The organism is Bifidobacterium sp. H6bp9 (assembly GCF_032193695.1).
Taxonomy (GTDB): domain Bacteria; phylum Actinomycetota; class Actinomycetes; order Actinomycetales; family Bifidobacteriaceae; genus Bombiscardovia; species Bombiscardovia kimbladii.
Genome location: NZ_JASTZY010000002.1, coordinates 250,331 through 264,665, shown reverse-complemented (window position 1 = coordinate 264,665; position 14,335 = coordinate 250,331). Strand labels below are relative to the sequence as shown.

The window sequence follows — 14,335 nt, the reverse complement described above, 5'->3', positions numbered from 1 at the left end:
ATGCAGGAGCTTCTGAAGAACAAGCCTTTTGTGACCATGGTTCTGGCCAGTCTGTTGAATACGGTCGGAGGCGAGCTCTTCAACATCGTCTTCATTGTCTATGCCCAGACCATGCCCTTTGCCGGACTGGCTGTCTCCATAGCCTCGATGGCCTGGGTGGCTCCAGCCCTGACGGCCATCCTGACCGGATACCTGGCCGACAGGACCGTGCACAAGACGCGGATGCAAGTGGTGATCAAGCTGATTCAAGTGTGTATCTATCTGGTTATTGCCATAATGATCGGCAGGTCCAAGAGCCTGCCCGTCTTTGTGCTGCTGGTAGCCATGGACATGACATCTTCCATGTTGGAGGGATATGCAGGAAGTCTGTGGATGCCGGTCCTCAAACACCTGGTCCAGCCAGGCCAGCTCCATCAGGCGACCTCAATCACCTCCGCTGCATCCAATGTCGCGGCTGTCATCAGTGCAGGCGGAGGTGCGGTGTTGATCGCTATCCTGGGCAACAGATTCGCTGTATTTGCGCTGATCAACGCCCTCACCTTCCTTCTGGCGGGGATCCTCGTGGCTGTTGGCTATAGAAAATTCGCCAGGGCGGAGGTCTCAGTCAATGGCTCACCTGTGGGCAAGCATGTGGGACTAGCATCCAGCCTTCATGTGATCTTGGGGGAGTTCCGCCACTCCGCCTTTCTGGTTCTGATGGTGGGTTTCGGATGCATGGTCAACCTTCTGGGGACGGCCCTGCAGCCCCTGCTCAACCTGGGGCTTATCTCCATGCCCCAGGTCTGGTGGGGAAGCTACGGCACGACCATAGCCGCCGTCAACGGCATCTCCTCCCTAGGACTCATTCTCGGCGCACTCCTTGCCGCAGATCCACTCAAGCGGTTGCCCATGGCCCATCTGCTGACCGGAGTCATGGCCGCAGCTGCCTTAGTAGGGGTCAATCTGGTCTGGCTGCGCATTCCTGCCCTACTGTTCTTTCCTCTCCTGGCCATGAACTATCTTCTGGGCAAGATCAACCCTAGGTTCATGACCATGCTCATCAGCACGGTGGCCGAGGACCACTTGGCCGCAACTATGGGAGTGGTCCAGACTGTCATGATGATCGGAGCGCCTCTGGGGCAGATGGTCTTTCTGACGCTGGGTAATCTGGTCGGCATCCCCATCACCATGTCCATTTATGCAGGCCTGACGGGCCTTCTTGCTCTGACGATTTTCTCTGTGGGATTGCTGGGCATGAATGCCAAGGATCCGACTCCCGACATGGGACGAAGGCAAAAGTCGGGCTAGCCGGATTTGAACCGGCGACATCCTGCACCCAAAGCAGGCGCGCTACCAAGCTGCGCTATAGCCCGGCACCCATAGGCATCACCGTATGGGCACAATGTATCAATATAGCACAGGGTCGGGTCCCGGCCGGTCCTGTGGGGGTGAGCAGGGAGCAAGAACAGCTCTGCGCCTGCGGTTACCATGGTGACCATGACAGTGGAAGAGACATGGGCGGCGCCGCAGGCCGATGGCCCCTTGGAAGCAACGGTGACCATACCGGGAAGCAAGTCCCTCTCGAACAGGTATCTGATTCTGGCGGCCCTGGGAAGCCGCCCCGTCAGGCTGACTGGTCTGCTCAGGTCGCGTGATACGGACCTGATGATCGGGGCCCTGGCGGCCCTTGGCGTGGACTGTCGGGTTGACCCGAACAAGGCTACGAATGTGACCGTCATTCCACCGGCAGGCGGGCGATTCCGCGGTGGCGCTCGCGTGGACTGCGGACTGGCCGGAACCGTCATGCGCTTTGTGCCGGGCCTGGCCATGCTGGCTGATGGCCCCACACGATTCGACGGAGACGAGCAGGCCTATCGCCGTCCCATGAGGCCTCTGCTGGAGGGGCTGGCCCAGCTGGGAGCCAGGATCGAATACCTGGGCCAGGAGGGCTTCCTGCCCTTTGTGCTCACACCGCCGGATCGCTTGGTGGGCAGGGAGGTGACCATAGACTCCTCTGCTTCCTCGCAGTTCATTTCCGGCCTCCTGCTGCTGGCTGCCAGGGCTGAGGGCACTATGACCATCGTCCACTCTGGTCAGCATCTGCCCAGTCTTCCGCATATCGCGATGACCGTTGAGGACCTGCGTCAGGCCGGAGTCCGGGTCCAGGCCAATCCCGACCGCTGCAGGTGGAGCGTTGAGGGCAGAGGGACTGCAGGGACAGGGCTGCCTGATCAGGTCCAGGTGGAGCCCGACCTGTCGAATGCGGCCCCCTTCCTGGGAGCGGCCCTGATCGGAGGCGGGCAGGTCAGCGTGCCCAACTGGCCAGACCATACCACCCAGCCAGGCGGCTTGCTGCCCGGGTATCTGGAGACCATGGGTGCGCAGGTAGACATGGTTCCCGACGGGCAGGGCAGTCCCACCTGCAGGGTCACCGGCGGGGAAGCCATTCATGGGCTCGGCGACTTCGACCTTTCCCCGGCGGGGGAGATCGTGCCTTCGATTGCAGCAATCCTGGTCTTTGCCGACGGGCCCAGCCGCCTGCACGGTATCGGCCACCTGCGCGGTCATGAGACCAATCGGCTGAAGGCATTGGCCACCGAAATCAGCAGAATAGGCGGTCAGGCCCGCGAGCTGGATGATGGCCTGGCCATCCAGCCCGTGCCTGTCCAGCGTATGCACGGGGCCGTCATGGAGACTTATGCCGACCATCGCATGGCCACTTTTGCTGCCATGATTGGACTCAGGATACCTGGCATCCGAGTACGCAACATCGGCACCACGGCCAAGACCATGCCCGACTTCCCGGGGATGTGGAAGCGGATGCTGGCAGGCGAGGACCAAGGCCGAGCCGCGGCGAATCGAGCGAAAGGAGCCGTGTTATGAGCATCGAGGCTGAAGGGCAGAACTGGCAGGAGGATCTGGACCTGGCCATCGCCATGGTTGACCGGGCGGATCAGGTCACCATGGGCTACTTCAAGTCGCCGGATCTTCACGTGGAACGCAAGTCGGACAATACCCCGGTCACCCAGGCTGACAAAGAGGCGGAGGCGGTGATTCGTCGCGTGCTGGCCCAAGCAAGGCCAAATGACACCATTTACGCCGAGGAGCTGGGAAAGCAGGAGTCCAACGGCAGACGGTGGATCATTGATCCGATTGACGGGACCAAGAACTATGTGCGCGGAGTCCCTGTCTGGGCGACCCTGATCAGCTTGGAGGCAGACCATCAGATGGTGGTCGGTGTGGTCTCCGCCCCCATGCTGGGCACCCGCTGGTATGCCGCGCGGGGTCAGGGAGCCTACATGGCTCGCCAGGGCGAAGCCCCCAAGGCCATCCACGTATCAAGAGTGGACCGGATGGAGGACGCCTCCATGTCCCTGTCATCGCTGACCGGCTGGAAGGCTATAGGGCGCCGGGAGCGACTTCTCGACCTGACCGATCGAATCTGGCGTCTGCGTGGATTCGGCGACTTTTGGCAGTACATGCTCCTGGCCCAGGGTGCCATCGACCTGGCGGCCGAGCCGGAACTGGACCTCTATGACATGGGCGCGCTGGTCCCCATCGTGACCGAAGCCGGGGGCAGCTTTACGGATCTGGCCGGCAATCCGGGTCCTTGGGGTGGCAATGGCCTTGCCAGCAACGGTCTTCTGCACAAGGAAGCCCTGGACGCTCTGGGCGACTGACCTATACGAGAAGGCCGGTGACCACATGCATTGCTGTGGTCACCGGCCTCTTTCTGCTCTTAGGACCAGGTTCCTAGAACCAAACCTTGAACTCAATCATCCCTCATTCAATCATCAATCAGATTGAGGGGACAGGTCCGGTTAACGGTCAGGCTTGGAACTTGTTGCCATAGGCATCGCCCTGGCTGGCGACGACCTCGGCCTGGCGGGCGATGGAGAGCTCTTCGTTGGTGGGGATGACGCAGACGGCGACCGTGCTGTCAGGAGCGGAGATGATCCGGGCCTCCTTGGACCGCTGGTCGTTCTTCTCCTGGTCCAGCTTCACGCCGAAGGGCTCCAGCTGCTCGATGACCCGACGGCGGACGATCTCGTCGTTCTCGCCCACGCCGGCCGTGAAGGTAATGGCATCCAGGCCGCCCATCTGGGCCGTGTAGTTGCCGATGTAGCCGACAATGCGGTGAACGTAGATATCCAGGGCCAGCTTGGCATCCTCATCGCCCTCGGCGATCAGCTTGTGGACCTCGCGCATGTCGCCATGGCCGGTCAGGCCGGTCATGCCGGAGCGCTTGTTGAAGAGGGTGTCCAGCTCATCCACGCTCATGTGGGCGTTGCGGATCAGGTGGAAGACAACGGCAGGGTCGATGTCACCGGTGCGGCCGCCCATGACCAGACCCTCCAAGGGGGTCAGGCCCATGGAAGTCTCGACGGGATGCCCGGAGACCTGTGCCGAAGCGGAAGCCCCGTTGCCGATGTGCAGGACGATCTGCCGCAGGCCCTCTGCAGGCTTGCCCAGGAGGCCGGGAACCAGCTGGCCTACATACTGGTGGCTGGTGCCATGGGCGCCGTAGCGACGGATGTGGTACTGCTTGGCGATGTCCTTGTTGAGGGCGTAGGTGGAGGCCTTCTTGGGCAGTTCGAAGAAGAAGGAGGAGTCGAAGACGAAGACCTGGGGGGTCTGCGGCATCAGCCTGCTCATGACCTCGGCGCCCTCAGCCTCGGGTCCGTTGTGCAGGGGGGCCAGCACGGCCAGATCCTTGACCTGGCTCAGGGTCTTCTTGGTCAGGAGAGCGGGCTTGGGGAAGATGGCTCCACCCTGGACGACACGGTGGCCAACAGCGATAATGCCGGCCTTGTCCAGATCAGGGCCATACTCCTTGAAGAAGCCCAGGACGCGCTTGAGCCCGACCTCATGGTCGTGGATGGGCTCCTCAAGCTCGTGCTTTTCGCCGTTGACCTCGTGCTTATAGTGGCCGTCGGTGGGCTCGCCGATCTTCTCGACCAGACCCGAGGCCAGGCTCTGGCTGGTCTCCAGATCGACCAGCTGGTACTTGATCGAGCTTGAACCCGAATTGATGACTAGGACGGTTTTCGCCATTGGGGCATCCTCCTGATGTGCTTGTATAGAGCCTGCGCTCCTCAATCAGTCTTCAAGATTACTCGTCGGCCCTTACAAGGCGCGGTATATAGCCAGGCCGACATGGTTTTGGGGCTGCTGCCGGAACCTTCTTCAAGATAAGATCCAGCAGCAGCCCCAAAGGTTTGCATAGACGTTATAAGACGGTCGTCAGTCCTGGGCCTCGACGGCGGTCAAGGCCACGGTGTTGATGATGTCGGCCACCAGAGCGCCGCGGGAGAGGTCGTTGACTGGTTTATTGAGGCCTTGCAGCACCGGTCCGATGGCCAGGGCGCCCGAGGTGCGCTGTACGGCCTTGTAGCCGATGTTGCCGGCGCTCAGGCTGGGGAAGACGAAGACGTTGACCGTTCCGGCGACCGGATCGCCCTTGGCCTTGGTGGCCGCCACAGTGGGGGACCAGGCCGCGTCGAACTGGATGGGGCCCACGATGGGCAGGTCCGGCGCCTTCTCCTTGGCCAGGCGGGTGGCCTCTTCCACCAGGTCCACATCCGGGCCCTTGCCTGATCCCAGGGTGGAGTAGGAGAGCATGCCCACTCGCGGGTCCACGCCGAAGGAGCGGGCCGTCTGGGCCGACTGAATGGCTATGTCAGCCAGCTGTTCGGATGACGGGTTGAGATTGATGGCGCAGTCGGCGAAGACCGCCACATGGTCGGGGAAGCACATGAGGAATGCTCCGGATACCAGCGAGGCACCCGGCTTGGTCTTGATCACCTGCAGGGCTGGGCGGACCGTGTTGGCGGTTGAGTTGATTGAGCCGGACACCAGACCGTCGGCCTTGCCCAGCACCACCAGCATGGTGCCGAAGTAGGAGGGATCCGCCAGCTGCTTGCGCGCCTGCTCCGGGGTCATGCCCTTCTTGGCGCGCAGCTGGCAGAGGCGATCGACCATGGGTGCCAGCACCTGCTCGTCGTCCATGGGCTGGAAGGAGGCCTTGTCCAGGTTGTTGAGGCCAAGCTCCTTGCCGCGGGCCAGAATGGAATCCTTGTCGCCCACGATGATCAGGTCGACGATGTTGCGGGCCAGCAGGTAGTCGGCCGCCTTGATGATGCGGTCCTCGCCGCCTTCGGGCAGGACTATGGTCTTCCTGTTGGCCTTGGCCTTGGCCAGCAGATCGTTCTGGAATGCTACAGGCGTGGTGGCCTTGGGGCTGGCGGCGTCGGCGGCCTTCAGCACCTGGTCGACGTCCACTTCCTGCTGGAATGTCTGGCTGGTGGCCTGGCGGGCCTGATCGGCGGACGGATCCGTGTCGAAGTCCATCTTGGAGACGGTCCAGGTCGGCAGATCATACTCTTGGAAGGCCTGAGCAAGAGGTGCCTTCTGCTCAGACTGGCATCCGGTGATGAAGATCCCGGCAAGCACGGCTCCCTGGGCCTCGATGGTCCGGCGGCAGGCAGCCACGGTCTTCATGACCTGGCCGGGTTCCCTGCCGATAGTGCAGACGGCCAGCATGACCGGGGACCTCAGGTCGGCGGCGACCTGTGCATTGAGAGCAAACAGGCCGGGGTCGAAGAGCTTTGAGGCATCGCTGCCCACGATCAGGACGCGCTCTGGATGGGTGGCCTCCACCAGACCGTCATAGGCGTTGAGGACATCGGCCCGGGTCTGCATCGTGTCCTCAGTGGCGTGCCCAGGGCACTTGCCACGGCAGATCTCCGGATCCGTGCCCGGGAATGAGCTGGCTGCAACCAGTTCCGGGGTCAATGGGTGCTTCCTGCAGGCGATTGGCCTGAATACGGCCGTTTTGGCTTTGGCGCTCAGGGCCTTGGTCAGGCCGTAGGCCACGACATTGCGGCCGTTGGCGGCTTCTGGGCTGATGATGGTGATGCTTGCAAGACTCACTGTGTCTTCTCCTGTCCGGATGTGGTTGCCTTGATGACTGCTTTGTTCACAACCTTGTCCAGTATACAGAAACCGCCCGCCATGCGGGCTGCGCATGACGGGCGGTTTCAGGGTCGGATCAGCGTATCACTCGTTGTCTCCGGCGGTCGCGGCGGTGGCGGAGATGGTCTCCTGGCCGGCGCGGTTGGCATCGGGCCAGACCCAATCGGTGTAATCGGGGTGGTCGTAGCCCTTGTCCACGGCGAACTGGAAGGCCTCGTCGCGGAACTTGGTCCACTTGTCGATCTGGTCGGCGTACTTGCCGGCATCCACCAGCTTCAGGGCGGAGGCGGCCAGGCACCAACGATCCATGTTGTTGACGCGCACCATGTCGAATGGCGTGGTGGTGGAGCCCTGCTCCTCGTAGCCATGCACGGAGAAGTTGTCGTGGTTGGGACGTCCGTGGATCAGGCGGTAGATGGAGCCGGGGTAGGCGTGGAAGGCGAACAGGACCGGCTTGTCCTTGCTGAAGAGCTCGGTGAACTCCTCGTCGGACAGGGCCTGATCGTTCTCCTCGGTGTCCTGGATCTTCAGCAGGTCGACCACGTTGACGAACTGAACCTTGAGGCCCAGCTTCTGCAGCATGTCGTCGGCGGCCAGGGCCTCCTGGGTGGGGATGTCGCCCGCGGTGGCGATGACGACATCAGCATCCTCGGCATCCTTGGCGTTGGAGGCCCAATCCCAACGGGCGGCCCCCTTCTCCAGCTCGGCGGCGGCCTCGTCCACGCTCTGGTAGGTGGCGGCGGGCTGCTTGCCGGCGAAGATGGCGTTGATGCAGTTGGTCGACTTGTAGCAACGCTCGCCCACGTTCAGCAGCATGTTGGCATCGGCGGGGAAGTAGATGTTGACCACGTGATCGTTGTTGAAGTTCTTGTTCAGCAGGATGTCGACGAAGCCGGGATCCTGGTGGGAGAACCCGTTGTGGTCCTGACGCCAGACGTGCGAGGTGACCAGGAGGTTCAGTCCGGCGATGGGCTTGCGCCACGGGATTTCGCGGACGGTGGCCTCCAGCCACTTGGCGTGCTGGTTGATCATGGAGTCGATGACGTGCACGAAGGACTCGTAGGAGCTCCAGATGCCGTGGCGCCCGGTCAGCAGGTATCCCTCCAGGAAGCCTTCCATCTGGTGCTCGGAGAGCTGCTCGATGACCTGGCCGGTGTGGGCCATATGCTCGTCGGTCAGCTCCGACAGGTAGTCGGCATCCCACTGCTTGTTGGTCACTTCGTAGGCAGCGGCCAGACGGTTGGAAGCCGTCTCATCGGGCCCGAAGATGCGGAAGTCGGTGGGGTTCTTGGCCAGTACGTCGCGGGTGTAGTAGCCCAGGACGCGGGTGGCCTCGGTGGCGCCCCAGCCGTGGCCGTGCTTCTTGATGTCGATCTCGTAGTCGTGGATGTCAGGCAGCTCCAGCGGTTTGAGCAGCCGGCCGCCGTTGGCGTTGGGGTTCTCGCCGATGCGCAGGTCGCCCTTGGGCATGAAGCTGGTGACCTCGGGACGCAGGGTGCCCTTCTCGTCGAAGAGCTCCTCGGGCTTGTAGGAGGCCAGCCAGTTCTTGAGGATCTGGAAGTGGGCCTCGGTGTCGCGGGCGGAGGTCAGCGGCACCTGGTGGGCGCGCCAGGATCCCTCGGTCTTCTTGCCGTCGATGAACTTGGGGCAGGTCCAGCCCTTGGGGGTGCGGAAGATGATCATGGGGTAGAAGGGACGGGTCATGTCGTCGGTTTCGGCCCGGGCCTTGATGTCGCAGATCTTGTCGAAGACGGTCTCCAGCATGTTGGCGAAGCGACGGTGGATGGACAGATGGTCCTCGTCGTCGAACCCTGCAACGAACTCGAAGGGCTCATAACCCATGCCATGGAAGTACTCATGCAGCTCCTCGTCGGAGATGCGCGAGAGGATGGTCGGGTTGGCGATCTTGTAGCCGTTCAGATGCAGGATGGGCAGGACGATGCCGTCGGTGCGGGGGTTGACCAGCTTGTTGGACTGCCAGCCGGTGGCCAGGGGGCCGGTCTCGGCCTCGCCGTCGCCCACGATGCAGGGCACAAAGAGGCTGGGGTTGTTCATGATGGCGCCGTAGGCGTGGGAGAGGGCATAGCCCAGCTCGCCGCCCTCGTGGATAGACCCGGGGGTCTCAGGCGCGAAGTGGGAGGGGATGCCGCCCGGGTAGGAGAACTGGCGGAAGAACTTCTGCAGGCCAGCCTCATCGTTGGTGATCTTGGGGTAGTACTCGCTGTAGGTGCCGTCCAGGTAGGACTGCGAGGTGCCGGCGGGGCCGCCGTGGCCGGGGCCCATGATGATTACGGTGTTCTGCTGATGGTCGGCGATCAGACGGTTGATATGGCCCAGCAGGAAGTTCAGGCCGGGGGTGGTGCCCCAGTGGCCGACCAGACGATGCTTGACATCCTCCCGAGTGAAGGGCTCCTTCATCAGGGGGTTGCTGCGAAGATAAATCTGTCCGATGGAAAGATAGTTGGCCGCCCGCCAATACTTGTCGACGGCCTCGAGGGTCTCCTCGGCGATTGGGGTCTCCAGCTTCGCCCAAGGGGTGCCGATAACAGGATTCGTCATGTGTACTCCTGCACTATAGTGCGATTGTTTATTTACCTCGGTTACGGGCTCGTACGGTGTCATTTCAGGCATCCGTCGGGTTCGTACCCAATGCCTACATGGTACGTGAACGAGCAGACTTTTCTGAACGTTTTCTTGCAGTGTGTGTTCGCTCTTGTGAGAAAATGCGAGGGAATTGTCTGCTTGCAGACTTGAATTTCCGCCGGGGGTGCCGACCAGGGCTCAATGACGGTAGCATTGTCGAAAACTGCAACCATACTGGACTTGTCCGCGGGCGTTGAATCGTCGCTCTCGGGCATCCATGGCAGATACAGCATACCTATATATAAGGAGTCTTATGGCACAGGGTCCCGTCCTGGTGGTCGATTTCGGTGCGCAGTACGCCCAGCTTATCGCTCGTCGAGTCAGGGAGGCGGGGGTCTACTCCGAGCTGGTGCCTCATTCGATGAGCCTGGACCAGATGCTGGCCAAGGATCCCAAGGCGGTCATCCTCTCCGGCGGCCCGGCCTCCGTCTACGTGGATGGGGCACCTTCCATAGATAAGAGGATTTTCGAGGCAGGGGTGCCCGTGCTGGGCATCTGCTACGGCTTCCAGGTCATGGCCCATGAGCTGGGCGGCGAGGTGGACAAGGCGGCCCTTGGGGAGTACGGCAAGACCGAGGCCTTCATCGACAGCGCCAAGGGAATCCTGCAGGATTCACCCGCAAGGCAGGATGTGTGGATGAGCCATGGCGTCGCCGTCAACCGTGCGCCTGAGGGATTTGAGGTCCTGGCGCATACCGAGGGTGCTCCGGTGGCGGCCATGCAGGATCCTTCCCGGGGGCTGTACGGGGTCCAGTGGCATCCCGAGGTGACCAACACCCCTCTGGGGCAGGACCTGATCGACCGCTTCCTGCACCAGTGCGCCGGACTGCCGTCGGACTGGAACGCCTCGGGCATCATCGAGCAGCAGGTGGAGAAGATCCGTAGCACGGTGGGTGACGACCAGGTCATCTGCGGCCTGTCGGGCGGCGTCGATTCAGCCGTGGCGGCCGCTCTGGTCCACAGGGCCGTCGGCGACCAGCTGACCTGCGTCTTCGTGGATCATGGGCTCTTGCGCAAGGGGGAGGCCGAGCAGGTCAAGCATGATTTCGTAGCCGCCACTGGCATCAAGCTGATTGCCGTGGATGCCTCGCAGGACTTCCTGACCGCCCTCAAGGGTGTTTCCGAACCAGAGCGCAAGCGCAAGATCATCGGCGAGAAGTTCATCCGCACCTTTGAAAAGGCCCAGCGGCAGGTGATTGAGGAGGCCGGCAAGACCGGCAAGGAAGTCAAGTTCCTGGTGCAGGGCACGCTCTACCCCGACGTGGTCGAATCGGGCGGCGGAGACGGAGCGGCCAATATCAAGTCCCACCACAATGTGGGCGGTCTGCCCAAGGACGTCAAGTTCCAGCTGATCGAGCCCCTGCGCACCCTCTTCAAGGACGAGGTCCGGGCCATCGGCACCGAACTGGGCCTGCCTGACCAGATCGTCTGGCGTCAGCCCTTCCCGGGCCCTGGTCTGGGCATCCGCATCATCGGCGAGATCACCCAGGAACGTTTGGAGACTCTGCGTGAGGCTGATGCCATCGCCCGCGAGGAGCTGTCCAAGGCTGGGCTGGATCGGCAGATCTGGCAGTGCCCGGTGGTGCTGCTGGCCAATGTGCATTCGGTAGGTGTGCAAGGCGACGAGCGCACCTATGGCTCGCCAATCGTGCTGCGTCCGGTCTCCTCCGAGGACGCCATGACCGCTGACTGGACGCGTCTGCCCTATGACGTGCTGGCCACTATTTCCACGCGGATTACCAACGAGTGCCCGGGCATCAACCGCGTGGTTCTGGACTGCACCTCGAAGCCTCCGGCAACCATCGAGTGGGAGTGAGCATATGGGCCGACAAGTTTTATGTCGATACGTCATATGGTTCATCGGCCCATTCGGTAAGCTTCCGACTTCTTGAACGCCAATAGCCAATAACGCCAGTAGCCAATAGGAGAGCTCAAGTGTCGCAACTGCTCATCTGATGGGCGCTTTCAGCGAGCGTTCATATTCCTGTAGCCATTCCTTGGTCACTGGCTCGATTCGTGTTCCGCCTTTGCCGTCTGGATTGGCCATGAGTATGCGTATCCGTTCGCCCTTCGTTGCTATGCAGAAGGTGAATTCTACGTTGGTGGCAACCCCCCATTCCCCTCTCCTGTTGAGAGCGATCAAAGAGATCTCGCCGGCCTTGCCGTAGCGGTTCCGCAGGAGGTCGTCGAATTCGTAGACTGCGGAATCGCAGGCTTCCTGCGGGCTCAAGCCGCTTCCCATCAGGGCAACGATCCGGTAGGAGAGGCACCCTTTCATGATGTCTTCTCCAAGCCCGGTGGCGGCCGCCCCTCCGATGGCGCTGTCCACATAAAATCCCGAGCCGGGTAGGGGAGAATCGCCTACTCTGCCAGGTTCCTTCATGAAGAGCCCCGATGTTGATGTGCCGGCAGCCATCGAACCATGCGCATCCAAGGAGATGGTCCCGACAGTATCGTGCCCTCGATAGGGACCGGCAGACTCCGGTCTTGCGGCCTTGGCGGCTTCCAACTCCCAGCGCCTTCTGGCCCTGTCTGTCAGCATGTTGCGCATTTCGAAGCCGTTGAGCTGGGCGTAACGGGTCGCTCCCTGGCCGACCAGGAAACTGCTGGTATGGCGACGGCTGAGTCGTCTGGCCACGGATATGGGGTGTAGTACATGCTGGATGCCGGCCACGGCGCCCAGGGCCATGCAGTTACCGTCCATGAAGGCGGCGTCCATCTCCATATCGCCTTCCCGGTTTGGCAAGGCGCCATAACCGACGGAGGTGTAATCCGGGTTGGCCTCAACCTCTTGAATCAGCGTCTCGACAGCATCGCTCGCCTGGCCACCCTCTTCAAGACCGGAACTGGACTTGACCATACCTTCATAGGCCATTCGCCAGGTTGCGATGGATGCCCAGGTGGACTGATTATGGCTGACTATCTGTGGGGATGAATCACTCATTTCCTCGGTTCTTTCTGTCGGCATGGACGTTGACTGCTCTTGAGCGGAGCGCGGATGCTGTTTTCGGGCAGAAGAGACAGCGGGTCCTCAGTCGGTCGACGAATGATCGAGCTGATATACCGTGCTCTTCATAGGGCGAGCCGTCGGCAGCGGGCTTGCTCTGCCCGCCTGCTGACGGCAACTTTGCCCTCTGTCCTATCTACTCTGCCAATGATAATTAATAAAGACACTTTTTGTTTCGGAATGTCCTGTCAGCGCTCCAATCGTTTGATAAGCATAAGCTCTTGCCTGCACGTCTTAAGGCTTACTTAAAAGGCCGGGATCCAGCAATTTGTTTGGTGATCGCTGGATATCGGATCCCGCAAATTCTGCATGACGCAACATGATCGGCATGTACAGTTTTCAATTTGATATATACTATTAACAAACTATTATCTCTTGAAATAGTTCGGGACCAAGATGGTCCATGGAATCTGGTTGTTTGCAGTATATGAGTGAATCAATCGCTCGCCATCGCGAAGGGAATGCGATGACTGTTCCGAGGAAGGGACTTTCATGGAGTCGAAAGAGAAACAGGTGAATACCAGTTCACCGATTTTGATGCTGGGCATCTTGTCCATATCATTCCTGATGTCGGTTTCCAATGCCGTTTCAGGGACAATCCCATTAATGAAGCAGTACTTTTCCAACATCTCGGAGGCCAACATCGAGCTGCTGGTCGTCATCCCCACAGGCGGCGTCCTGCTGGGAACCGTGGTCAGCGGCCTCATATCCAACAAGCTGGGCAAGAAGTACACGGTCCTTTTGGGACTCATCGTCTCCCTGGTCTTCGGAGTCATCCCTGCTTTCTTCTACAACTACCCGGCCATCTTCCTGTCGCGAGCCATGTTCGGCGTGGGCATGGGCATCTTCACCCCGCTGAGCGTCTCCTACATCACTGATGTCTTCCCTGAGAAAATCAGGAACAGGCTTCTGGGATGGAGGAACTCCGTCGGAGCCATCGGCGACTCGATCATGCTCTTCATTGCAGGGTTCCTGATCAACATCTCCTGGCATGCCACCTATCTGGTCTTCCTCTTCCTGATCGTGCCCATTGTCCTCGTCTCCCTCTTCGTCCCCAAGCGGCTTGATCGGGTCATTGTGGAGGATGGCAAGGAGGTCGAGGAGGACACCTCCATCAAGCCGTCCACCAACGGCGGCGTCATCCAGCTGGCCATTCTCTTCCTCTTCGTCTGCCTTTTCTATTCGGCCATCTCCCTGAAGCTGGCCAGCCATATGGTCGATTCACATATAGGCTCTGCAGCTGACGCCACCAGGATCTTCGGCTTCCTGGTGCTCTGTTCGATCATCTCCGGCATCGCCTTCGAACAGCTCGCCAAGCGGTGCGGACGATACACCGTCTTCATCTTCGAGGTGCTGACAGCAGTGGTCATGATCGCCATGCCCTTCACCAACTCCATTCCGGTCTTGCTGGTTCTGGTCCTGGTGGCAGGGTTCTGCAACGGCATCATCAACCCGGCCCTGACGGCACGCATGGTGGCCTATTCGCCCAAGGGCTCCATGAACCTGACCACTTCGATCATCCTGATCGGCATCAACATCGGCTCCCTGGTGGCTCCTTACTTCTTCCAGGCTCTGGGCGGGGTGCTTGGCAAGAATGACCCAGGTTTCATGATCATGTGCGCAGGGGTCTGCTACGTGATCCTGGCCCTTTATGATGCCTTCGTCGTCAAGAAGGACAAGCTGACCATCTGAGGCCGGTCATTGCAATTCGTGTCAATCAACAGAAACAGA

9 protein-coding genes and 1 tRNA gene are annotated in these 14,335 nt (G+C 60.8%); 5 read left to right on the top strand and 5 right to left on the bottom strand.

Annotation, left to right across the window (positions count from 1 at the left end):
* Positions 1–1,287 (top strand): MFS transporter, encoded by a 1,287-nt coding sequence (locus tag QRX40_RS04765; RefSeq protein WP_313836657.1) that lies wholly within the window; start codon positions 1–3, stop codon positions 1,285–1,287.
* Here the strand turns inward: QRX40_RS04765 and QRX40_RS04760 are convergent.
* Positions 1,279–1,352: transfer RNA gene (locus tag QRX40_RS04760), tRNA-Pro, on the bottom strand. The two genes, QRX40_RS04765 and QRX40_RS04760, sit on opposite strands and share 9 nt — an antisense overlap.
* A 115-nt stretch (positions 1,353–1,467) precedes the next feature.
* Here QRX40_RS04760 and aroA point away from each other — a divergent pair.
* Together aroA and hisN are read left to right on the top strand one after the other, a co-directional pair.
* On the top strand, positions 1,468–2,862 hold the full coding sequence (aroA, locus tag QRX40_RS04755; RefSeq protein WP_313836655.1) for a 3-phosphoshikimate 1-carboxyvinyltransferase: 1,395 nt from the start codon (positions 1,468–1,470) through the stop codon (positions 2,860–2,862).
* The gene (gene hisN, locus QRX40_RS04750) at positions 2,859–3,659 is read left to right on the top strand and encodes a histidinol-phosphatase (RefSeq protein WP_313836653.1); all 801 of its coding nucleotides are present in this window, start codon (positions 2,859–2,861) and stop codon (positions 3,657–3,659) included. Before aroA ends, hisN begins: the two co-directional genes overlap by 4 nt.
* A gap of 148 nt (positions 3,660–3,807) precedes the next feature.
* Here the strand turns inward: hisN and QRX40_RS04745 are convergent, their stop codons facing one another.
* From QRX40_RS04745 to QRX40_RS04735, 3 genes are all read right to left on the bottom strand, one after another.
* On the bottom strand, positions 3,808–5,034 hold the full coding sequence (locus QRX40_RS04745) for an acetate kinase (protein WP_313836651.1): 1,227 nt from the start codon (positions 5,032–5,034) through the stop codon (positions 3,808–3,810).
* 189 nt (positions 5,035–5,223) lie between these two features.
* A complete protein-coding gene (gene pta, locus QRX40_RS04740) occupies positions 5,224–6,912 on the bottom strand; it encodes a phosphate acetyltransferase (protein ID WP_313836649.1) in 1,689 nt (562 codons plus the stop codon).
* Positions 6,913–7,038: 126 nt separating this feature from the next.
* Positions 7,039–9,513, bottom strand: a complete 2,475-nt coding sequence (locus QRX40_RS04735; RefSeq protein ID WP_313836647.1) for a phosphoketolase — start codon at positions 9,511–9,513, stop codon at positions 7,039–7,041.
* A 337-nt stretch (positions 9,514–9,850) separates the two neighbouring features.
* On the opposite strand from QRX40_RS04735, the gene guaA reads away from it, so the two are divergent.
* Entirely contained in the window at positions 9,851–11,413 is a 1,563-nt protein-coding gene (gene guaA, locus QRX40_RS04730; RefSeq protein WP_313836645.1) for a glutamine-hydrolyzing GMP synthase, read from the top strand.
* Positions 11,414–11,545: 132 nt separating this feature from the next.
* Here the strand turns inward: guaA and QRX40_RS04725 are convergent, their stop codons facing one another.
* Positions 11,546–12,541 (bottom strand): N(4)-(beta-N-acetylglucosaminyl)-L-asparaginase, encoded by a 996-nt coding sequence (locus QRX40_RS04725; protein ID WP_313836643.1) that lies wholly within the window; start codon positions 12,539–12,541, stop codon positions 11,546–11,548.
* 555 nt (positions 12,542–13,096) lie between these two features.
* Between QRX40_RS04725 and QRX40_RS04720 the strand changes: the two genes are divergently transcribed.
* A complete protein-coding gene (locus QRX40_RS04720) occupies positions 13,097–14,296 on the top strand; it encodes an MFS transporter (RefSeq protein WP_313836641.1) in 1,200 nt (399 codons plus the stop codon).
* Positions 14,297–14,335: the final 39 nt, after the last annotated feature.